15 protein-coding genes are annotated in these 21,311 nt (G+C 58.2%); 11 read left to right on the forward strand and 4 right to left on the reverse strand.

Features of this window, described 5'->3' with window-relative positions; translation table 11 throughout:
• Positions 1 to 141: 141 nt before the first annotated feature.
• Genes MUN82_RS05455 through MUN82_RS05465 form a run of 3 tightly spaced genes read right to left on the reverse strand, consistent with a single transcriptional unit; the run spans position 142 to position 1,687 of the window.
• Positions 142 to 558: a c-type cytochrome gene (locus MUN82_RS05455; protein ID WP_245095583.1), complete on the reverse strand. Its 417-nt coding sequence runs from the start codon at positions 556 to 558 to the stop codon at positions 142 to 144.
• On the reverse strand, positions 555 to 1,259 hold the full coding sequence (locus MUN82_RS05460) for an SCO family protein (protein ID WP_245095584.1): 705 nt from the start codon (positions 1,257 to 1,259) through the stop codon (positions 555 to 557). The genes MUN82_RS05455 and MUN82_RS05460 overlap by 4 nt, the downstream gene beginning before the upstream one ends.
• Positions 1,256 to 1,687, reverse strand: coding sequence for a hypothetical protein (locus MUN82_RS05465; protein WP_245095586.1), 432 nt, complete (start codon positions 1,685 to 1,687; stop codon positions 1,256 to 1,258). The genes MUN82_RS05460 and MUN82_RS05465 overlap by 4 nt, the downstream gene beginning before the upstream one ends.
• Positions 1,688 to 1,925: 238 nt before the next feature.
• Between MUN82_RS05465 and MUN82_RS05470 the strand changes: the two genes are divergently transcribed.
• From MUN82_RS05470 to MUN82_RS05500, 7 genes are all read left to right on the forward strand, one after another.
• Positions 1,926 to 2,603: a winged helix-turn-helix domain-containing protein gene (locus MUN82_RS05470; RefSeq protein ID WP_245095587.1), complete on the forward strand. Its 678-nt coding sequence runs from the start codon at positions 1,926 to 1,928 to the stop codon at positions 2,601 to 2,603.
• A 59-nt stretch (positions 2,604 to 2,662) separates the two neighbouring features.
• A complete protein-coding gene (locus MUN82_RS05475) occupies positions 2,663 to 4,030 on the forward strand; it encodes a sensor histidine kinase (protein ID WP_245095588.1) in 1,368 nt (455 codons plus the stop codon).
• Between the two features lie 195 nt (positions 4,031 to 4,225).
• Positions 4,226 to 5,347 carry a 23S rRNA pseudouridine(2604) synthase RluF gene (gene rluF, locus MUN82_RS05480; RefSeq protein WP_245095589.1) on the forward strand — a complete coding sequence of 374 codons (1,122 nt, stop codon included), beginning with the start codon at positions 4,226 to 4,228 and terminating at the stop codon, positions 5,345 to 5,347.
• Between the two features lie 340 nt (positions 5,348 to 5,687).
• Positions 5,688 to 5,993, forward strand: a complete 306-nt coding sequence (locus MUN82_RS05485) for a hypothetical protein (RefSeq protein ID WP_245095590.1) — start codon at positions 5,688 to 5,690, stop codon at positions 5,991 to 5,993.
• Between the two features lie 55 nt (positions 5,994 to 6,048).
• Positions 6,049 to 7,200, forward strand: a complete 1,152-nt coding sequence (locus MUN82_RS05490) for an efflux RND transporter periplasmic adaptor subunit (protein WP_245095592.1) — start codon at positions 6,049 to 6,051, stop codon at positions 7,198 to 7,200.
• 248 nt (positions 7,201 to 7,448) lie between these two features.
• Positions 7,449 to 10,616: an efflux RND transporter permease subunit gene (locus MUN82_RS05495; RefSeq protein ID WP_245095593.1), complete on the forward strand. Its 3,168-nt coding sequence runs from the start codon at positions 7,449 to 7,451 to the stop codon at positions 10,614 to 10,616.
• A 155-nt stretch (positions 10,617 to 10,771) separates the two neighbouring features.
• Complete coding sequence (locus MUN82_RS05500) at positions 10,772 to 12,226, forward strand: TolC family protein (RefSeq protein WP_245095595.1); 1,455 nt, start codon at positions 10,772 to 10,774, stop codon at positions 12,224 to 12,226.
• 173 nt (positions 12,227 to 12,399) lie between these two features.
• Here MUN82_RS05500 and MUN82_RS05505 read toward each other — a convergent pair whose 3' ends face one another.
• Positions 12,400 to 13,566, reverse strand: a complete 1,167-nt coding sequence (locus tag MUN82_RS05505) for a LacI family DNA-binding transcriptional regulator (RefSeq protein WP_245095597.1) — start codon at positions 13,564 to 13,566, stop codon at positions 12,400 to 12,402.
• A gap of 324 nt (positions 13,567 to 13,890) precedes the next feature.
• Here MUN82_RS05505 and uxuA point away from each other — a divergent pair, with 324 nt between their 5' ends.
• From uxuA to MUN82_RS05525, 4 genes are all read left to right on the forward strand, one after another.
• Complete coding sequence (gene uxuA, locus MUN82_RS05510; protein ID WP_245095599.1) at positions 13,891 to 15,141, forward strand: mannonate dehydratase; 1,251 nt, start codon at positions 13,891 to 13,893, stop codon at positions 15,139 to 15,141.
• Positions 15,142 to 15,214: 73 nt separating this feature from the next.
• Positions 15,215 to 17,320 carry an alpha-glucuronidase family glycosyl hydrolase gene (locus MUN82_RS05515; RefSeq protein ID WP_245095600.1) on the forward strand — a complete coding sequence of 702 codons (2,106 nt, stop codon included), beginning with the start codon at positions 15,215 to 15,217 and terminating at the stop codon, positions 17,318 to 17,320.
• Positions 17,321 to 17,356: 36 nt separating this feature from the next.
• The gene (locus MUN82_RS05520) at positions 17,357 to 18,175 is read left to right on the forward strand and encodes an SDR family NAD(P)-dependent oxidoreductase (protein WP_245095602.1); all 819 of its coding nucleotides are present in this window, start codon (positions 17,357 to 17,359) and stop codon (positions 18,173 to 18,175) included.
• Between the two features lie 30 nt (positions 18,176 to 18,205).
• Positions 18,206 to 21,304, forward strand: a complete 3,099-nt coding sequence (locus tag MUN82_RS05525) for a SusC/RagA family TonB-linked outer membrane protein (RefSeq protein ID WP_245095604.1) — start codon at positions 18,206 to 18,208, stop codon at positions 21,302 to 21,304.
• The last annotated feature ends 7 nt before the right edge of the window (positions 21,305 to 21,311 follow it).

The following is a 21,311-nucleotide window of genomic DNA, read 5'->3' on the forward strand; positions in this document are numbered from 1 at the left end:
GAGAAATTCGACGGTCAGGTTGAGTCAATTGAAATCTGTTTACCGCTTCGTTGAGTGGCATTTGGTTATTCACGGTGGAGATGCTTCAACAAACGGGGCAGAATATTCTTCTTTTAACTTGTAATTCAACGGTTCGGACAATTACTGACCGTCGCTGCCGTGGCAGGCATCCAGCAGCTCCGACACTTCCCGGATGGTATAGGTCTGGTTCTGATTGCCCCACTGCTGCTGCACAAAGTTGAGGATGTTGGTAATCTGCGAGTCGGTGAGGTCCTCGTGGCCAGGCATCACTTGGTTATAGGTCACGCCGTTCACCACAACCGGACCTTGCTGCCCCTTGCGAATAAGGCAGGGTAGGGCAGCACGTTGCTGGCGCAGATAGTCGGCGCCGGCCAAGGGCGGAATCAGACGGCGCAGGCCCTCGCCTTGCTCGCCGTGGCAGCTGGCGCAGTGCGTAGCATAAAGCTTACCGCCCTCGTTCTGACGGTTGGAAAAGCAACCGACCAGCGTACTGGCTGCGGCCAGGCATGCCGCGCCGCGCAGCCACCAGGTGCTCACGGCCGTGGGGCCGTAGCCGTGGCCGGAGTAGCGCTTACTTCCTGCAACAGCACCGGGATTTCCTGAATCAAGCGGTCTACCTCATCTTTGTTCAGGCCGTCGTAGATGCCGCGCACGTGGCGGTTGGGATCTACCAGTGCAAAGGCGCCAGTATGCTCAAGGCCACCGGGCGCATCGGTACTTACTTGAGCCCCTGTTAAATAAGCGTGAGCCAGCGCAAAGATGGTGTCTTGGGGGGCGGTAGCAAAGTGCCAGCGCGAGGCATCGGTCACGCCCAGGCGCTCGGCATAGTCGCGCAGCACGGGGATGGAGTCGTGGGCCGGGTCGATGGTGTGCGACAGGAACACCACGCGCGGGTTGTCCTTGTATTTTTCGTACACGCGCAGCAGTTCACTCTGCATTTTGGGGCAGATGCTGGGGCAGGTAGCAAAGAAGAAATCGGTGATGTAGATCTTGTCTTTGAACGTGTCGTTGGTGACGGGCTGCCCGGCCTGGTTGGTGAGGCGGAAGGTAGGGATAGTAGCGTACACTGTATCGGCGGGGCCACCGGTGGGGCTGGGCACCACATCCCGCTCCCCGATGTAGGGTAGGCGGGCGGTTTGCTGATCAGCGGAAGACGACGAGCAGGCCGGCAGCAGCGCGAGGCTACCAAGGCCAAATAACAGCGGGCCGAGGGCACGGCGCAGGGCGAAACGAATCATTGAGCAGAACTAGGGGTAGGCGCCGCGCCGGCGGCCAGCACTTGCCGGGCCGAGTCGAGGCTACTGGAAATAAGAACAGCCACGGAGTCGATTTTGTGCTGCTGCCGGGCATAATACCGCAACTTTCGCTCGTGGGCGGTGGAGTCGGCCGGGCGGCGGTACTGATGCATCCAGCCCATCATGGCGGCTTCGGCGCGGAGTAGGCTGCGTACCTGCCGGCCGGTGCGGGCCGTGTCGGGGCCGGTTTGTTGTTGCAGCTGTTTGCGCAGCTCGTATACCGGGCCAATGGTTTGGGCCATGGCTTCGTCGTGCTTATTGAGCACAGCCTTTTCGGCGGCATCTTCTTTTTGCTTGTCGCTCTCCAGCGACAGGCAGGCGGGTAGGGCGGCCAGCGTCAGCAGCCCAAGGAGGAAAGTGGACGTTCTCACGCGGGCAAAGGTAAAGGAGGAAGTTGGAAAGGGTAGAAAAGTAGGAGGGGAGGAGGGTAGGGGGTGTGAGGGTAGGAAGTTTGTCATCTTGAGCTTGCGAAGGACCTTATCACGGTAGAACGAGTCGTTGGTACGATGCTCGTTCTAGCATGAGAAGGTTCGTCGTCGCTTGATGCGCGGAATGCTGAGGATAGATGCGCTATCTTCCTACCCTCACACCCTTCCTTATCTTTACAGCATGAAACTGCTGCTCGTCGAAGACGAACCCAAGCTGGCCTCTTTTATTCAGAAAGGCTTTGCCAATGAAGGCTACGAGATTGAAGTAGCCTACGACGGGCGCGTGGGCCAGTCGCTGCTGCGGCAGAGCAGCTACGCGCTGGTGATTCTGGATGTGAACCTGCCCTACCTCAACGGCCTGGAGCTGTGCCGCCTGAGCCGGCAGCTGCACCCCACCGTGCCCGTGCTGCTGCTCACCGCCCTCGACAGCCTCGACGACAAAGTATTGGGCTTCGAGGCCGGCGCCGACGACTACCTCGTGAAGCCCTTCGAGTTTAAAGAGTTGCTGCTGCGCACGCGCGTGCTCACACGCCGCGCCACCGAGGCCAGCGCCGTGCGCCGCGTGTTGCGCATGGCCGACCTGGAACTGAACCTGGAATCAAAAGTGGTGACTCGCAGCGGCCAGCGCATTGAGCTGACTACCAAGGAATACGCTTTGCTGGAATACCTGCTGTTGAACCGCGGCAAAGTGATTTCGCGAGTGGATATTGCCGAGAAAGTGTGGGAGCTGAACTTCGACACCAACACCAACGTGATTGACGTGTACGTGAGCTACCTGCGCAAAAAGCTCGACAAAGGCTACCCCGTCAAGCTCATTCACACGGTAGTGGGCATGGGCTACGTGATGCGGGAAGGGTAGGAAAGCATGGCCCCTGGCTTCTTTACAAGTTCACCACCTCACCATTCACCACCTGTCTCTTGCTGATCCGGAATAAGCTGTTGTTGCGCTTTACGTTGCTGGTGGTGGGCATTCAGCTGGCGCTGTCAGCGTTTATTTACTACTTCAGCGCGTTTTCGCGGGAGCAGCGCTACTACCATCGCTTGGAAGCCAAAGCAGTGTTGGCGGCGCGGCTGCTTATCCGGCGCGCCAACCTAGATACGGCCGTGCTGCACAGTTTCCGTCGTGCCGACCTGCTGACCATGCACCAGGAGTACATCGGTATCTACAACGAAGGCAACCAACTGCTGTACGGGTTGGGCAAACCGCTGCGCCCCGTGCCCGATTCTGTGTACCTCAACCAAATCAGGGGGCCACGGCCGGCCCATTTTCAGTTGGGCGGGCGCGAGGGGGTAGGCGTGCTGTACCAGCACCAGGGCCGGAACTACCGCGTGTTGCTGGTTGGGCAGGATGTGTTCGGGGCGCGGGAGTTTGCCAAGCTGCGCCTGCTGCTGCTAGTTGGCAATCTGGGTGCGCTGGTGTTGATTATCATGGCGGGCTGGTACTTCACCGACCAGGCTCTGCGCCCCATTGCTCGCGTGGTGCGGCAGGTGAAGCGCATTACGGCCTCCAACCTGAGCCGGCGCGTAGCCGAAGGCAACCGCCGCGACGAAATTGCCCAGCTAGCCATCACCTTCAACGAGATGCTGAGCGGGCTGGAGCAGGCTTTCGAGTCGCAAAAAAGCTTCCTGTCGCACGCCTCGCACGAGTTGCGCACGCCCCTGACCAACCTGCTGGGCACGCTAGAAACCTCCCTGGCCTACGACCACGACCTGGCCGAAGCCCGCCAGAGCACCGCGTCGGCCATGGAGGAAATCCGCCGCCTCATTGCCCTCACCAACGGCCTGCTGGCCCTGGCCAAGGCCGATGATACCGCTTTCCGGTGCGAGCCCGTGCGTCTGGACGAGTGCATGACGCAGGCCCTGACCATGTGCAAAACCAAGTACCCTACCCGCACCATCCGGCTGGCGTTCGATGATCTGCCCGATGAGGTAGAGGACCCCTTTATGGTGATGGGCAATGCGCACTTGCTGACCACTGTGGTGTTCAACCTGCTCGACAATGCCTGCAAGTACTCCACGGGCACCGTGAGCAGCACGCTGGGGTATGCTAACGCCACCACTGTGCGCCTCACCATTGCGGATGCTGGCAGCGGCATGAGCGCTGCCGAGCTGGCGCACATATTCGAGCCCTTGTACCGTGGCAACAACGGCCGCCAAGTGCCCGGCCATGGCCTGGGCCTACCCATCACCCGCAAGATTGTGCAGCGCCACGGCGGGCAGCTTACACTAGCATCGGTGCCCGGCGAGGGCACTACGGCCACCGTGCAGTTGCCGGGGGTAGGGTAGAAGGCGCCAAAGCTGGGTTGACCTCTGTGGCTACCCCATGCGCTACTCTGAAATCCACGCTAGATTCCTTACTTCATTCAACACGCCCCGCAAGGTTAGCCGTATCTTTGCAGGCGGCCAATCCGTAGCGGACTGGCCGCCGCTTCTTTTACCGCTGGTTTAAGCACCCCGCACCAAGCGTTACGCTTTACTAACATGGCAATCAGACTCAATAAATACATCAGCGAAAGTGGCGTGTGCTCGCGCCGCGAAGCCGACCGCCACATCGAGCAAGGCAACGTGACGGTGAACGGCAAGCGCGCCGCCATCGGCGACCAGGTAACCAGCCGTGACCAAGTGGTGGTGAACGGCGTCCACATCGAGCCCCGGCCCGAGGAAGAGGCGGTGTACCTGGCCTACAATAAGCCCCCTGGCATCGTCACGACCACTGATTTGGGCGTGAAGGACAACGTCATCCGGGCCATTAAGCACACGGTGCGCATCTTCCCCATCGGCCGCCTCGATAAAGAGTCGCAGGGCCTGCTGCTACTGACCAGCAACGGCGACATCGTCAACAAAATCCTGCGCGCCGGCAACCAGCACGAGAAGGAATACATTGTGATGGTGGACAAGCCCATCAAAGATGATTTTCTGGAAGCCATGCAAAACGGGGTGCCCATTCTGGGCGTGATGACCCAAAAATGCAAGGTGGTGAAGGAAACGTCCTACATTTTTCGGCTGACGCTGGTGCAGGGCATGAACCGCCAGATCCGGCGCATGTGCGAGTATTTCGGCTACGAGGTGGTGCAGTTGGAGCGCATCCGCATCATGAATATCAGCATCAAGGGCCTGGGCCCCGGCGAGTGGCGCGAACTGCGCGAGAAGGAGCTGAAAGTGCTGTTTGAAATGATTGAAGATTCGAAAGGCACCGACGACGGCCGCACGCCGCGCCGCCGCAAAGTCGTATCGACGGCCGCCCAGTGGGGCGACCGTTCGGGTCCCAAAACAGCTCGCCCTATCACCGGCCGGGCCGATATCGTGCGTCCCGCCTTCGACCCCTCCCTGCGTGACGAAGCTCCTCGCAAAGCCAAGTCCCTACCTGCCGGCACCTGGCTCGACAAAGACTCTACGCGGCCTGGCGCAAAGCCCAAGCGGCTGGTTACGGCCGGCCGCAGCGTCGCCTCCGGTCGTCCTACCGATAAGACCGGCCCCCGGCCCGGCAAATCAGCTGGCCCGAAAAGCAGCCCCCAAAGCGCCGCTAAGCGTCCGGCCAAAGGGGCTGGCAAACCTGCCAAGGGCAAATCCAGCGGTAGCCGCGGAGCCAGCCGGAGCCGGTAGCGCGCCGCCTTTGTCTCGACTCTTTACTATTTGATTCTGCCGAAAAATAGAAAATACCGTCTGGCGAGCTGTTTTAAACGTTGCGGCCCACTGCTTCAGTGGGCCGCAACGTTTAAAACTGATTCGACTGCTAGGGTTACGCTACGCTGAAAGCCGCTCTACTAGAGGAGTTATTTACGGTAGAAGTGTTCCGGCGCCGTGGTGCCCGGCGCAAGGTGGCGCTCTAGGTAGAACAGCCGCTTCACCTCGGCTTGTAGTCTTTTTTAATCTTTTCTAATGTTATTCTAAGACGGCTCTAACGTCGGGTGGGTTGTTTTGTAGTATACAAGCCCAAAAACCGATGCCACAAGAAAACCGGCATATTATGCTGATTTGGATGCTGTTGGGAGCGTTGCTGCTGTCGACGGCGCTAAACTGCTACCTCGTGCTGCCCCAGAACGATACCGCCTGGGTAGGCTGGCTGGAGGCCGACGACGAGGAGGAAGACGACGACATGCCCAGCGTGCCCAATGCCACTGAAGAACTGCGTCTTACGCGGGCGATGTTGGCTCGCTGTCAGGCCGAACATTTACGTAAGGATAGTTTGCTGATAAGTGAAGCCGGGCGCAAGCTTTCGGCAACGGCTGCGGCCGCCTCAGACCTCTGACAACCAGAGGCTATTCTTGATTGCGCATCACTTTTTCTACTTTATTTTTCTCTCCGTGTCTCTTTCGGATTCTTCTCTTCGCCAGTTCTGCTGGTTTGTTTTGCCGCTGGCCGCTGCCATGCTAGGCAGCTGCTCTGAAAAAAGCCAGGCCGATACCACGAAGTCGGAAGTGCCAAAGGTGCCGGTAGTGCAGCTGGCCCCCCGCGACACCATCCTGCACCACGACTATGTGGCCGATATTGAAGCGGTGCGCAACGTGGATGTGCGGGCGCGGGTGCCTGGTTTCCTGGAGCATATTTACGTGGATGAAGGGCAGGTTGTGAAAAAAGGCCAGCCCCTGTTTCGCATCAACGCCAGTGAGTATAAAGAGCGCGTGGCCAGCTCGGCCGCGGCCGTGCGCAATGCCCAGGCCCAGGAGCAAGTGGCGGAGCTGGAGCTGAACCGCGTACAGATGCTGGTGAAGAAGAACATTATTGCGTCTTCGGAGCTGGATGTGGCGCAAGCCAAGCTGCGCGCCGCCCAATCGACAGTGCAGGAGGCCCGCGCTACACGTGCCAATGCCAGCTTAAACCTGTCGTACACGCTCATCAAAGCGCCTTTCGATGGCATCATCGACCGAATTCCGCTGAAAACGGGTAGCCTCGTCGACAACGGCACGCTGCTCACTAGCGTGTCGGACCAGGGGGCCGTGTATGCCTACTTCAACGTGGCCGAGAATGAGTACCTGGAGTACGCCAAAGCCCGCCAGCGCAATACGCGTACCTCCAGCGACTCCGTAACGCTGCTACTGGCCGACGGTACGACCTACCGCCACGGCGGCCGCATCGAAACGCTGGAGGGCGAGTTTGAGGAAACCACCGGCTCCATTGCGTTCCGGGCGCGCTTCCCCAACCCCGAAGGGCTGCTCAAACACAACGCCAGCGGCCGGGTACGCCTCCAAAACGCCGTGAAAGATGCCCTGCTAGTGCCCCAGCGGGCCGTGTTCGAGACCCAGGACAAAAACTACGTGTTTGTGGTAGGACCAAACAGCAAAATCAGGCAGCAAGCCTTCACGCCCCAGGCGCGCCTGTCGGACTTCTACATTGTGAAGGCGGGCCTGAAGCCCGGTGAGCGGATTGTGTACGAAGGCGTGCAGGACCTACGCGACGGCAACACCATTCAGGCCCAGCCCGTGGCCATGAAAACGCTGCTGGCCGAAGCCCCATAGTTAGAACGAATTACCCTCTTTCTTAAGGAGGATGCCCGCAGGGCGGGGTGGTAAACGCCGTTTAACGAGGCTACCTGTTTGGCTTTTCTAGTCTCTAGTTATCTAGTTCTAGCATTGTCCTGACGTTTTTACCACTCCGACCTTCAGCCACCCCTCTTTAAAAAAGGAGGGGAACTAGCCTAGCTTTTTAGCCCTAGCTTCTAGCCTCCCTTCCCCACTACCTCACCTAAGCATTCCTACCCTCCCTTATGTTCGATATATTCATTCGCCGGCCGGTACTGTCGCTGGTTATTTCGTTGGTTATCGTGTTTCTGGGCTTGCTAGCCCTGATTCAGCTACCCATCACGCAGTTTCCCGACATCGTGCCGCCGTCGGTGACCGTAACAGCGCGCTACACTGGCGCCAACGCGGAGGTATGTACCAAAGCCGTGGCCACGCCTCTGGAGCGTGCCATCAACGGGGTGCCGGGCATGTCCTACCTCACCTCGGTGAGTACCAACAGCGGCATCACACTTATCACCGTGTTCTTCCAGGTAGGCACCGACCCCGACCTGGCGGCCGTGAACGTGCAGAACCGCGTGCAGACCGTAATCGACGAGCTGCCGGAAGAAGTAATTAAGGCCGGTGTAAGCACCGAGAAAGAGGTGAACAGTATGCTGCTCTACCTCAATATTATGAGCGATGACAAGTCGGTGGGGGAGAAGTTTATTTACAACTTCGCCGATATCAACGTGTTGCAGGAGCTGAAGCGGATTGACGGGGTAGGCTTCGCCGAAATCATGGGCTCGCGCGAGTACTCCATGCGCGTGTGGCTGCAACCCGACCGCATGGTGGCCCTGAATGTGTCGGCCGACGAGGTGATTGAGGCCATCCGGGCGCAGAACGTGGAGGCGGCCCCCGGCAAATCGGGCGAAAGCTCGGGCGGCGCCGATCAGGAATTGCAGTACGTGCTGCGCTACACGGGCAAGCTATTCGAGCCCAAGCAGTACGAAAACATTGTGGTGCGTGCTACCCCCGATGGCTCGGTGCTGCGCCTCAAAGACGTGGCCCGCATCGAGTTCGGCTCCCTCAACTACAGCATGACCTCCAAGATTGACGGGCGGCCCTCGGCGGCCATCATGCTCAAGCAGCGCCCCGGCTCCAACGCCTCGGAGGTAATTGCAAACGTGAAAAAGCGCATGGCCGAGCTGAAAGGCACGAGCTTCCCGCCCGGCATGACCTACAACATTGCCTACGACGTGTCGCGCTTCCTCGATGCCAGTATCCATGAGGTGATGCGCACGCTGGTGGAGGCCTTTGTGCTGGTGTTCCTGGTGGTGTTCATTTTCCTGCAAGACTGGCGCTCTACCCTGATTTCGGCGCTGGCCGTGCCGGTGGCCCTAGTGGGTACGCTGTTCTTCATGCAACTGCTGGACTTTAGTATCAACCTGCTCACGCTCTTCGCGCTGGTGCTGGCCATTGGTATTGTGGTCGACAACGCCATTGTGGTGGTGGAAGCCGTGCACGTGAAGATGACTGAGGACCACCTGAGCCCCAAGGAAGCCACGTTTGCGGCCATGCGCGAGATTGGCGGCGCCATTATCGCCATCACGCTGGTGATGTCGGCGGTGTTCGTGCCAGTGTCCTTTATGGATGGTCCGGTGGGCGTGTTCTACCGACAGTTCTCGCTTACGCTGGCGTTTTCTATTGTGATTTCGGGTATCAACGCCCTCACGCTCACCCCCGCGCTGTGCGCGCTGCTGCTGCGCCATGCGCCAGAAGGTGAGCAGAAAGGTCTACTGGGCCGCTTCTTTGGCGGATTCAACCGCTACTACGAGGGCCTGGCCCTGCGCTACCAACGGCTGGTGCGCGTGGTGGCCAACCGCCGCGTGGTGACTATCGGGCTGATGCTGGTATTCTTTGTGGCTACCTACGGCATCACCACCATCCTACCCACCGGCTTCATCCCAACTGAAGACCAGGGCATGATTTACGTGAACGTGACCACGCCGCCCGGCGCCACCGTAGAGCGTACCGAGAAGGTGCTCGACGAAGTACAGCGCATTGCCGAAAAGCTGGGACCGGTGGAATCGGTATCGACGCTGGCTGGGTACAGCCTGACTACGGAAGTGGCCGGTGCCTCTTACGGCATGGGCATGATCAACCTGAAAGCCTGGGACGAGCGTGAGGAGTCTGTACAGGACCTGATTGCCCAGCTAGAGGAGAAAACGCGCTACCTAAAAGACGCCGATATTCAGTTCCTACCCCCGCCCACGGTGCCGGGCTTCGGTAACTCCAGCGGCTTCGAGCTACGCCTACTCGACCGTACCGGCCGAGGCGACCTGCAACAGACTGCGCAGGTTTCGAACGATTTTATTGCAGCGCTGGAGAAAACGCCCGCTGTGGGCTCGGCCTTCACCAGCTTCGACGCTAGTTTCCCGCAGTACCTCATCCATGTAGACCAGGAGCAAGCCGCTAAAAAGGGTGTGACTATCGACAAGGCCATGAGCACGCTGCAAACCCTAATGGGTTCGTTCTACGCCTCCAACTTCATCCGCTTCGGGCAGATGTACAAGGTGATGGTGCAGGCCGCGCCCAACTTCCGCACCAAGCCCGAAGATGTGCTGAAGATGTACGTGAAAAACGACCGAGGCGAGATGGTGCCCTACTCCACCTTTGTGCGCTTGGAGCGCGTGTACGGCCCCGAGCAGCTTACGCGTTACAACATGTACACCTCGGCCATGCTGAACGGCGACGCCGCCAACGGCTTCTCCTCAGGCGACGTGATTAACACCGTGGCGCAGGTAGCCGCCAAAGAGCTGCCCCGTGGCTACAGCTACGAGTGGTCGGGCATGACGCGCGAGCAGGTGCTGTCCGGCGACCAAGCCCTGTACGTGTTTGCGGTGGTGCTCTTGTTTGTGTACCTGCTGCTGGCTGCCCAGTACGAGAGTTTCCTGCTACCGCTGCCGGTTATTCTGAGCTTGCCGGCTGGTATTTTCGGAGCGTTTCTGTTCCTGAAGCTGCTGGGGCTGGAAAACAATATCTACGCCCAGGTGTCGCTGGTAATGCTGATTGGCCTGCTGGGTAAAAACGCCATCCTTATTATTGAGTTTGCGGTGCTGCGCCGCAAGCAGGGTGCCTCCGTGCTGGATGCGGCTGTGGAGGGTGGCTACTCCCGCCTGCGCCCCATCCTGATGACCTCCTTCGCCTTCATTGCCGGCCTGCTGCCGCTCACCATTGCCACTGGCGCCGGTGCGCTCGGCAACCGCAGCATCGGTACGGCCGCGGCAGGTGGTATGCTCATCGGTACCGTGGTAGGGGTTATCCTGATTCCGGGCCTGTATGTGCTGTTTTCGCGGGACAAGAAAGAGCCGGTAGAGGAAGAGGAAAGCCCTGTGGAGCCCGTAGCCGAGGAAACCGCCCACGCCATTGCTTAATGCTTTGAGAAGCTAGAACGAATTCCCCTCCTTTTTTAAGGAGGGGAGCTAGCCCTAGCCTTAGCTGCTAGCTTCTAACAACCAAACCATACGCCCAGCAGAAGAACGCCCCTGCCGCCGCCTTCTCTCCTGATACTTACATGAATCCTTCTTCTATGACCCGCCGTTTCCTACCCCTGGCTGCTAGTCTGGCGCTGTTGCTGGCCGGTAGCTGCCGCTCGGTAGGCCCGGTGACGCTGCCCCGCGCTACCCCCATCCCCAACACCTTCGGTAGCGTAACAGACACTGCCACCGTCACCGATACGGTGAGCATGGCCAACCAGCAGTGGCAGCAATTTTTCACTGACCCCAACCTGGTGGCGCTGCTCGACACGGCTATGCGCTCCAATCCGGACCTGGGCATTGCCATGCAACGGGTAGAGGCGGCCCGCGCCAATGTGTTTATTGCCCGCGGGGCGCTGTTGCCGGCCGTTACGGGCGTGGCCTCGGCGGGAGTAGAGCGCTACGGCAAATACACCCTCAACGGCACCGGCAACTACGACACCAACCTGTCGCCCAACATCGACGGCCGCCGCCTCATCCCAAACCCTACCCCCGATTTCTTTCTGGGCTTGCGTAGTGCCTGGGAGCTGGATATCTGGGGTAAGTTGCGCAACCGCCGCCGTGCTGCCTTCCTGCGCGTGCTGGCCACTGAAAAAGGTCGCCAGTTTGTGCAAACGGCCCTGGTGGCCGAAGTAGCCCGCCTCTACTACACTCTGCTGGCCCTTGATAACGAGCTGGTGGTATTGGGTAAAAACCGGGCGTTGCAGGAGCGGGCCGTGGAAATTGTGAAAATTCAGAAAGCTGGCGGGCGTGCTACGGAGTTGGCCGTGCAGCAGTTCATTGCCCAGCTACTGCGCACGCAAAGCCTGCAATATGAGGCTCAACAACGCGTAGTAGCCGCCGAAAATGAGCTGAATCGCCTGCTGGGGCGCTACCCCCAGACCATTACCCGTGGCGAGCCTATTGGCGTGCAGCCCCTACCCTCCAGCGTGGCCACGGGCGTGCCCGCCATCATGCTCCTGCGCCGCCCCGATGTGCAGCAGGCCGAGCTGGAGCTAACGGCTGCCAAGGCCGACGTGGCCGCCGCCCGCGCAGCCTTCCTACCCTCGCTGGTGCTCACGCCCTACGTAGGCTTCAACTCGTACCGAACGGCCGTGCTGCTGAATCCTAGTTCCCTGGCCTACGGGCTGCTGGGTGGCCTTACCGGGCCGGTGCTCAACCGCGCCCCCCTGCGCGCCGACTACGCCCGCAGTGCCGCCGAGCAGCGCACCGCCTACTACGAGTACCAGAAAGCCGTGCAAACCGGCTTCGAGGAGGTCGTAACCAACCTGAAAGGCATCCAGAACTACCAGCGCATGTATGAGCTACAGCAGCAGGAAGTGGAAGCCCTGAACAAGGCCGTCGACATCTCCAACGACCTCTACGGTGTGAACTATTCATCTTACTTAGAAGTAATTACGGCCCAGCGTAACGTACTGGAGGCCGAGCTGAACCTCACCAACACCCGCCGCGAGCAGTTCCTGCTCCTCATCGACCTCTACCGCGCCCTGGGTGGCGGCTGGGAGTAGGGAGTGACTAGGTGCGAGGGTAAAAAATGCCTGTCCTCCTGAGCAGCGCGAAGGACCTTATTACGCATGAACGACAGACGTACCAACGACTCGTTCTCGCGTAATAAGGTCCTTCGCGCTGCTCAGGAGGACAGGCATTTTTTACCCTCGCACCTTCCTACCTTTGTACCTTATTACTCAACAAAACTGCTTTTCAATGACGACTGCCGTACCACTAGGTCGCCGGCAATGACGAAGGTGCGGGGCTGAAAATTTTCTTTCAGCTGCATCTGCTCCAGGAACAGTCGCGCCGCCTGCTGGCCGATACGGTAGGGGTGGAGGTCGATGGTGGTGAGGCCCGGCTCAATGAGCGCCGCCAGAAACTCGTCGCCGAAGCCCACAATAGCCACGTCCTGCGGCACACGGAGGTTGCGCTGTTTCATGGCCAGAATCAGGTCAAAGGCATTGGTGTAGTTGATGGCAAATATGGCATCCGGCGGCTCTGGCAGGGCCAGCCAGGTTGTGAGGGCTGCTTCCGCGGCCTCTGGCCGGAAGTTGATGTGCGCCCGCAGTTCCGGCAGCACGGGCAGGCCGTGCTTCTGCAAAGCGCTCAGGTAGCCTGCTTCCCGCTGCTGGCTGATGAGCAGGGAGGGTGGCCCGGCCAGAATGGCAATGCGCTGGCAGCCTTGCTCAATAAGGTGCTCCGTGAGTACGAAGGCAGCGTGCCAGTCATCCAGAATTACTTTGGCGCTGTCTACCTCGTGGCTTACCCGGTCGAAGTGTACCACCGGAATACCCCGGCTGGCGGGGGCCTTCACGTGGTCGAAGTTCTCGGTTTCACGGGAGTGACAGATCAGCAAACCATCTACCCGGCTGGCTACCAATGCCTGCACGTTGCTCACCTCCGTCTGGTACGACTCCTTCGACTGGCAGATCATCACGCGGTAGCCTGCCTCGGCCGCTACTTGCTGAATGCCGCTGACGGCTGTGGCAAAAAACGGCCGCTCAATATCCGGTATCACCACGCCAATGGTGTTGGTTTCGCTGCTTTTGAGGCTCTGGGCCAAAAGGTTGGGTTGGTAATCGAGCTGGCGGGCTACCTCCAGTATAGCCTGCCGAGTGTTGGCATTTATATCAGTGTGCCCATTCATGGCCCGCGATACGGTAGAGGGGGCCACGCCTAGCACTTTGGCTACGTCGCTGATGGTGGTTTGGTGGCGCTTGCGGGCCGGGGCGGGCGGTGCCGTGGCCGCATCGGTAAAATGGTAGTTGCAGCTTTTGCAGAAGTAGCGCTGGCGTCCCCGGATAAAGCCGGCCCGCATCACAGAGTCGGCCAAGCTGCACTTCGTACACTTCATCATAGCTGAATAGTATTTTGGGGGAGGGAGGTGAGAGTAAGCGACTGATCGGGTAAGAATAGTCGTTTCATTATTCAAAGATAAACTTCAAATATTTTTTCAATAAAATAACGAAAAAAATACCTATCGGAACCGTTTTCGAAAACGTTTACGATACTTTTATTTGCTAAAAAGGTCCTTTTGCAGGCTACTGTAACGTTTGCGGAGACGATTGTATGGTTAACTTCGACAGAAATCAGCGCCTCAGGAGCGTCTGCCAATCTTTCTGACAGAAAGCCGTTATCGCTCCTAAAGTGTTAAAAAATTTGTATTATATATAGTTAGGTCATGTTGCATACGATGCGTTGGTTTGGTCCTCAAGATCCGGTTCCGTTAGCTACGCTGCGGCAGGCTGGTTGCGCTGGCGTAGTAACGGCACTGCACCAACTGCCGGTAGGAGCGGTGTGGAGCGTGGCCGATATCCGGGCCCGCCAGCAGCTGATCGAGGCCGACAACGACCAGCTAGCTCCCCTGCATTGGGCCGTGGTAGAAAGCCTACCCGTGCACGAGGACATCAAAAAAGGACGCTCTACCCGCGACCAATACATTGCCAACTACCAGGAATCGTTGCGCAATTTGGCGGCCTGCGGCATCCGTACGGTGTGCTACAACTTTATGCCCGTGCTAGACTGGTCGCGCACCAACCTGAGCTACCCTATGCCCGACGGCTCGCGGGCCTTACGCTTTGTGTGGCAGGACTTTGCCCTGTTCGACCTATACATTCTGCGCCGCCCCGGTGCCGAGTCCGACTACGAGCCTGCCGTGGCCGAAGCGGCCCGCCAGCAGTTTACGGCCATGTCGGCAGAAGAGGTACAACGTCTGACCAACGTGGTGCTGCTAGGCCTGCCCGGTTCGGAAGAGGCCTTTGAACTGCATCAGTTTCAGTCGTTGCTAGATGAGTATGCCACCATCGACGCCGCTACCCTACGCGACAACCTACACTACTTCGTGCAGGCCGTGGCGCCCGTGGCCGAGGAATTGGGCATTGGCCTGTGCATCCACCCCGACGACCCGCCCTACCCCCTGCTGGGCCTACCCCGCGTGGTAAGCACTGAGGCCGACCTGACGACCTTGCTTGCGGCCTGCGACGTGCCCGCCAACGGCATCACGTTTTGCACTGGCTCGTTGGGCGTGCGCCCCGACAACGATCTGTCCGGCATGGTGCAGCGCCTGTGCCACCGCATCCACTTTGTGCACCTGCGCTCCACCAAGCGCGAAGAAAACCCACGCAACTTCCACGAGGCCGACCACCTCACCGGCGACGTGGACATGTACGCCGTGGTGCGTGCCCTGGTAGAGGAGGAACTGCGCCGGGAAGCTGCCGGCGAAGACAAAACCGCCCTCCCCATGCGCCCCGACCACGGCCACCAGATGCTAGATGATCTGGAAAAGCGCACCTACCCTGGCTATTCTGCTATCGGCCGCCTGCGCGGCCTAGCCGAGCTGCGTGGCCTGGAGCTGGGTATCCGCCGCAGTCTGGTAGACCCTTCTACCTCCGAAAAGCCGGCAGTTGCTTCGCTCTATGCTGACAAAGTTTGAGTAGATAAATAATTGATTTTCAGATAAAAATAAAATAGTGGCTACCTGTATGGTTAGTCAAGACGCTACCCCTATGCCGTACCGCTACCTGCTGTTGTCACTGCTTCTAAGCCTACTTGCCCACCGCGGCCTCGCCGACGATGGGTACCGGCTATGGCTGAAGTACGACCAACTACCGGATGCCGGCCAACGCAAGGTAGCCCTTCGCAATACGCGCTTTATTGCGGTACCGACCAACGCGTCGGCTACGCTGCAAGCCGCTGCCCGCGAGTTGCAAACGGGGTTGCAAGGGTTGCTAGGACAGGCAGTGCCGGTAGGAGGGGAGGCCCGCGGCAAAGGCGGTATTGTGCTAGCCGTGGCCCCCGACCCCGCGCTGGGCCGGGAGGGCTACCGGGTGGCGGTACAAGATGGCAACATCCGGATCAGTGCTGCTACCGATGTGGGCGTGCTCTACGGTAGCTTCGCGCTGCTGCGCCACGTGCAAACAGGGCAGCCGCTGGCCGGTGTCAGCCTGAGCAGTCAGCCCAAAATTCAGTACAGGTTGCTGAATCACTGGGACAACCCCAATGGTACCGTGGAGCGTGGCTACGCGGGTTCCAGCATCTGGAAGTGGCAGGAATTACCCGAAGTGCTCGACCCGCGCTACCAGGATTACGCCCGCGCCAACGCATCTATTGGTATCAACGGCGCAGTGCTCAACAACGTGAATGCCAGCCCGCGCCTGCTCACGGCAGAATACCTGCGCAAGGTGGCGGCTCTGGCCAATGTGATGCGCCCCTATGGTATTCGGGTGTATTTATCGGTGTTTTGGGCGGCGCCCAAAGTACTGGGCGGCCTCCCCACCGCCGACCCGCTCGACCCACAAGTGCAGCGCTGGTGGACAGCTAAAATCAACGAAATCTACCAGGCCGTGCCCGATTTCGGGGGCTTTGTGGTGAAGGCAAATTCGGAGGGCGAACCAGGGCCGCAGGATTACGGTCGCACCCACGCCGATGGGGCCAACATGCTAGCCGAAGCCTTGGGTCAGCACGACGGCATTGTCATGTGGCGCGCCTTTGTATACAAAGCTGGTCCCAACGGCGACCGGTTCAAGCAAGCCTATGAAGAGTTTCAGCCGCTGGATGGGCAGTTCGACCCGAAGGTGCTGGTGCAGGTGAAAAACGGGCCGATTGATTTTCAGTCGCGGGAGCCGTTTCACCCATTATTTGGCAAGATGCCCCGCACGCCGTTGGTGCTGGAAGTGCAGCTCACACAGGAGTACCTGGGCTTTGCAACCCACCTGGTTTACTTGGGGCCGCTAATAAAGGAATGCCTCGAAGCCGACACCTACGCCAAAGGGCCGGGCTCCACGGTAGCCAAGGTAGTGGATGGCAGCCTGGAGCAACACCGCATCAGTGGCATTGCCGGGGTAGCCAATATCGGTTCTGACCGCAACTGGACGGGGCACCCCGTAGGACAGGCCAACTGGTACGCGTTTGGGCGCCTGGCCTGGGACTATACCCTCACTGCGAAAGCAATTGCGCAGGAATGGACGCAGATGACGCTAACCCGCGACCCTGCCGCCGTGCCAACTATCGTGCAGTTACTGGATCAGTCGCGCAGCATCTACGTGCGCTACACCACGCCACTGGGCCTGCACCACATTATGGGCCAGACGTTGCACTATGGTCCCGAGCCCTGGCTAGCCAAAAGCGCCCGCCCCGACTGGACCGCCGTGTACTACCACCGCGCCGATGCCGAGGGCCTGGGCTTCGATCGTACCGCCCAGGGTAGCAATGCCCTGAGCCTCTACTACCCGCCCGTACAGCAGCAATGGGGCACGATGGCTACCTGCCCACTCAACTACTTGCTCTGGTTTCATCACGTGCCCTGGGATTATAAGCTGAGCACCGGCCGCACGCTCTGGAATGAGCTGACTACCCGCTACTACACTGGCGCCGACTCGGTGCAGTGGATGCAGAAACAGTGGGCGCAGGTGCAGCCCGCCGTGGACCCCGCCCTGCACGCCGACGTGACAGCCCGCCTGCGCGTGCAGCAGCGCGAGGCCCTGTGGTGGCGCGATGCCTGCGTGCTCTACTTTCAGACCGTGGCGCGCCGCCCCCTGCCGCCCGGCTTACCGCCGCCTACCCGCACCCTGGCTGACATCAAAGAGCAAGTTGATACTTACCAACTCCGCTAATATTTCACTCATTCTCAACTGTCTCGCTCCTGGTACATGAATACGCATTTGGTTTCTCCGGCTTCTAACGGCCACGCGTCGCACCCAGCGGCGCAGCCGCGCAATGTCTTCTCTCTGGAAGGCCGCCTGGCTCTCATTACGGGTGGTGGCAGCGGTATTGGGCTGGAAATAGCCCGTTGCATGCTCACGGCGGGTGCTACCGTCGTGATTACGGGACGTCGGGAAGAGGTTCTGAAAGAGGCCGTAGCTGGCCTAGGCGAGCGGGCTGCCTACCTGGTGAATGACGTGACCGAGCGAGCCTCGCTGGAGGAACTGGTGGAGCAAATCGAAACCACCCACGGCCCGCTGGATATCCTCGTCAACAACGCCGGTATCAACCTAAAAAAGCCCGCTCTGGAAGTCACCGACGAGGAATTTGACCGCATTGTGCACACCAACCTGAACGCGGTATTTGCCCTCACCCGTGTGTGCGCCCAGCGCATGATGACCCGCCAGCGCGGCGTGATTCTGATGATTTCGTCGATGGCTGCCTACTACGGTATCGACCGGGTAGCCGCCTACGCTGCTTCCAAAGCCGGACTGGAAGGTATGGTGAAAGTGCTAGCCTCGGAGTTTTCGGGCGCCGGGGTGCGGGTGAATGCCATTGCGCCCGGCTTCATTGAAACGGCCATGAGTCGCACCGCCATGAACAACGACCCCGACCGCCGCGACCGGGCCATGCGCCGCACGCCCATGGGCAAGTTTGGTCAGCCCGAAGACATCGGCTACGCCGCCGTTTTCCTGGCCTCCGACGCGGCCCGCTACATCACCGGCGCCTCGCTGCCCGTGGATGGCGGCAACTCCATTGGATTCTAGTTTTTAATGTTTCTCCAAATTCCTGCCATCATGCATTCACCATTACGAAAAACGGTCTTAGGCCTGAGTTTGCCGCTGTTTGCGGCCGTAGGACTACCCATAGCTAGTCTGTTCTTACCAACTGCACAAGTGCTGGCGCAAGCCACGCAAACAGTTTCCGGTCGGGTTGTTGGCGCGGATGGTGGCGGAGGCCTACCTGGTGTTACTGTTCTACAGAAAGGTACCACCAACGGGGTTTCAACGAATAGCGACGGAGACTTCACGCTGTCAGTTCCTGCTGGGAGTACGCTGGTATTTAGTGCTATCGGTTATGTAAGCCAAGAGGCAGTCGTTTCTGGGGCTACCATGAACGTCAAGCTAGCTACTGATAATAAGGCGCTGGATGAGGTGGTAGTAGTAGGTTACGGCGTGCAGAGAGCAGAGGCAGTAACGGGTTCAGTGGCATCTATCAGTGGCGAAAATCTGCGCGAAGTGCCATCTGCTAATATCTCACAGGCCTTGCAAGGCCGTTTGCCGGGCGTACAGTTTTCGCAATCCTCCTCTCAGCCAGGTGCTACCACACAAATTCGTATACGTGGGACTCGTTCTCTTTCTGCTAGCAATGATCCGCTGATTGTATTGGATGGCATTCCTTTTCCAGGTTCTATTGGCGACATCAACCCCAACGATATCCAGAGTGTAGACATCTTGAAAGATGCGTCTGCCACGGCTATCTACGGGTCTCGTGGGGCAAACGGAGTTGTGTTAGTTACTACCAAAGGAGGTAAAATGGGGCAAAAGCCTCAGGTGACGTATGATGGGTTTGTGGGCGTAAAAACCCTGTTCGCCAAATATCCCATGATGAGCGGGCCTGAGTTTGTTGCCCTTCGTAAAGCAGCAGGCCAGTATACCAACGCCTTAGACGAAGCCGATGATGTAAATACCGATTGGCAGGACTTATTGTATCGAACCGGTATTCAATCCAACCACAACGTAGGGCTTTCCGGTGGCACGGAGAATGGGCGTTACAATTTCAATGCAGGTTATTACCAAGAAGAAGGGGTAATCCCTACGCAGCAATATACCCGATACACCATACGCGGTACACTTGACCAAGGAGTTGGTAAATATATCCGTCTGGGTTTTACTACAAACAACAGCTACAACTTATCTGAAGGCTCCAATGTGGGTATATATGGTACCTTAAATTCATCGCCAATTGCTAATCCGTACAATCCGGATGGTACACTGAAAAGAACCATTCGAATGCCACTGGATGAGCAGTGGGTGTATACAAGAGACGTAGTAGAGGCCAATAAGGATAGATGGTTAAGCCAGACGAGAAATTTGGCCACATATAACACCCTTTTTGGAGAAGTTAAGATTCCGGGAGTAGAGGGGTTGAAGTACCGCATCAATCTTGGCGTAAACTACCGGCAAAGCCAGGGCGGTGCTTACACGGGCCAGGGGATTAATGCCGTCAACCCGACTACCATTTCGACGGCATCCGTTAGTAATTCGGTTACTACAGACTGGACCGTTGAAAACATTTTATCCTATGACCGCACCTTTGCCGGAAAGCATAATATAAACGCGTTGGCTTTATATTCTGCCTCAAACAATATTTTCAACCGGTCGCGGATTGCGGCAAGAGATATTCCCTCAGACGCCTTTCAATTCTACAACCTGGGGCTGGCTGCCGGCGAAATCACCGTTACTCCTGGGGATCAGCAGTATCAGAAATTTGGTCTGCTATCCTACATGGGACGTGTGATGTATTCCTACGATGACCGGTACTTGTTATCCGCTACGGTTCGTTCGGATGGTTCTTCGCGACTTGCCGAGGGACACAAATGGAATACCTACCCTGCTGTATCAGTAGGCTGGAACGTGGCCCGGGAAGCGTTCATGCAGAATGTTTCTGCCGTGAACATGTTGAAGTTCCGGGCCGGTTACGGTGTAACATCAAACCAAGCTATTAACCCGTACGCTACGCTGGGTCTTTTAGCTACCAGACCATACAACTTTGGCCCTACTAACTACCAAACGGGGCTGTTTGTGAATCAGCTCCCAAACCCTGCCTTAGGTTGGGAATACTCTAAAACCTGGAATTACGGGGTGGACTTCGCCCTGCTAAACAACCGTCTTTCTGGTACAGTTGAGTACTACGTTACCAATACCGAAGATATTCTGCTTGGTTTACCACTGCCTCCAACCTCTGGCGTAGATAGCTACACGGCCAATATTGGAGCTACCCAAAACAAAGGCATAGAGCTTTCTTTGAATGGGGTAATCTTAGACAATCTCAATGGCTGGACGTGGGAAGCTGGGTTCAACCTCTATGCCAACCGCAACAAAATTGTATCACTGGCCGGAGAGCAGCAAAGAGACGAAGGCAACTGGTGGTTTGTCGGAAAACCCATCAACGTAGTTTTTGATTACGAACGAGTTGGACTGTGGCAGCAGGATGATCCATACCTGAATGTGCTGGAGCCAGGCGGCAATGTGGGGATGATCAAGGTGAAGTACACTGGCACTTACAACGCGGATGGTACGCCTACCCGAGCCATTGGCCCAGCAGACCGTCAGATTCTAGATACAAACCCCAACTTCCTGGGAGGTTTCAACACCCGGTTGGCGTACAAAGGATTTGATCTGACTGCCGTAGGCGCCTTCCAAAACGGTGGCCTGCTCAACAGCACGCTGTACGGCTCGTCCGGCTACCTCAACATGTTGAATGGTCGTCGCGGGAACGTAAAGGTGGATTACTGGACGCCCGATAACACGGATGCTCGGTACCCCAAACCAGGTGGTCTCGCGAGTGGCGACAATCCAAAGTATGGCTCTACACTTGGCTACTTTGATGCCTCCTACCTGAAAGTCCGCACCATTTCCCTGGGCTATAACTTCGACAATAATACTTGGCTGAAAAAAGCCGGGGTAAGCAGACTACGCTTCTACGTAACGGCTCAAAACCCCTTCGTGCTGTTCTCGCCTTACAATCGGGAATCGGGCATGGATCCGGAAACCAACTCCTATGCCGACCAAAATGTGGCCGTAACCACGGGCGTTCCAAGCCGGCTATTGACGATAGGCACTAACGCACCTGCCACCCGCACCTACCTCGCAGGCCTGAATCTTACCTTCTAGAAAAAGC

It is taken from the genome of Hymenobacter aerilatus, from assembly GCF_022921095.1.
Taxonomy (GTDB): domain Bacteria; phylum Bacteroidota; class Bacteroidia; order Cytophagales; family Hymenobacteraceae; genus Hymenobacter; species Hymenobacter aerilatus.

Bases quoted from the DNA above. Each gene is read 5' to 3' on its own strand.
- MUN82_RS05460 (WP_245095584.1), bottom strand. From the start codon at position 1,259: ATGATTCGTTTCGCCCTGCGCCGTGCCCTCGGCCCGCTGTTATTTGGC.
- MUN82_RS05470 (WP_245095587.1), top strand. From the start codon at position 1,926: ATGAAACTGCTGCTCGTCGAAGACGAACCCAAGCTGGCCTCTTTTATT.
- rluF (WP_245095589.1), top strand. From the start codon at position 4,226: ATGGCAATCAGACTCAATAAATACATCAGCGAAAGTGGCGTGTGCTCG.
- MUN82_RS05485 (WP_245095590.1), top strand. From the start codon at position 5,688: ATGCCACAAGAAAACCGGCATATTATGCTGATTTGGATGCTGTTGGGA.
- MUN82_RS05495 (WP_245095593.1), top strand. From the start codon at position 7,449: ATGTTCGATATATTCATTCGCCGGCCGGTACTGTCGCTGGTTATTTCG.
- MUN82_RS05500 (WP_245095595.1), top strand. From the start codon at position 10,772: ATGACCCGCCGTTTCCTACCCCTGGCTGCTAGTCTGGCGCTGTTGCTG.
- MUN82_RS05505 (WP_245095597.1), bottom strand. From the start codon at position 13,566: ATGATGAAGTGTACGAAGTGCAGCTTGGCCGACTCTGTGATGCGGGCC.
- uxuA (WP_245095599.1), top strand. From the start codon at position 13,891: ATGTTGCATACGATGCGTTGGTTTGGTCCTCAAGATCCGGTTCCGTTA.
- MUN82_RS05515 (WP_245095600.1), top strand. From the start codon at position 15,215: ATGCCGTACCGCTACCTGCTGTTGTCACTGCTTCTAAGCCTACTTGCC.
- MUN82_RS05520 (WP_245095602.1), top strand. From the start codon at position 17,357: ATGAATACGCATTTGGTTTCTCCGGCTTCTAACGGCCACGCGTCGCAC.
- MUN82_RS05525 (WP_245095604.1), top strand. From the start codon at position 18,206: ATGCATTCACCATTACGAAAAACGGTCTTAGGCCTGAGTTTGCCGCTG.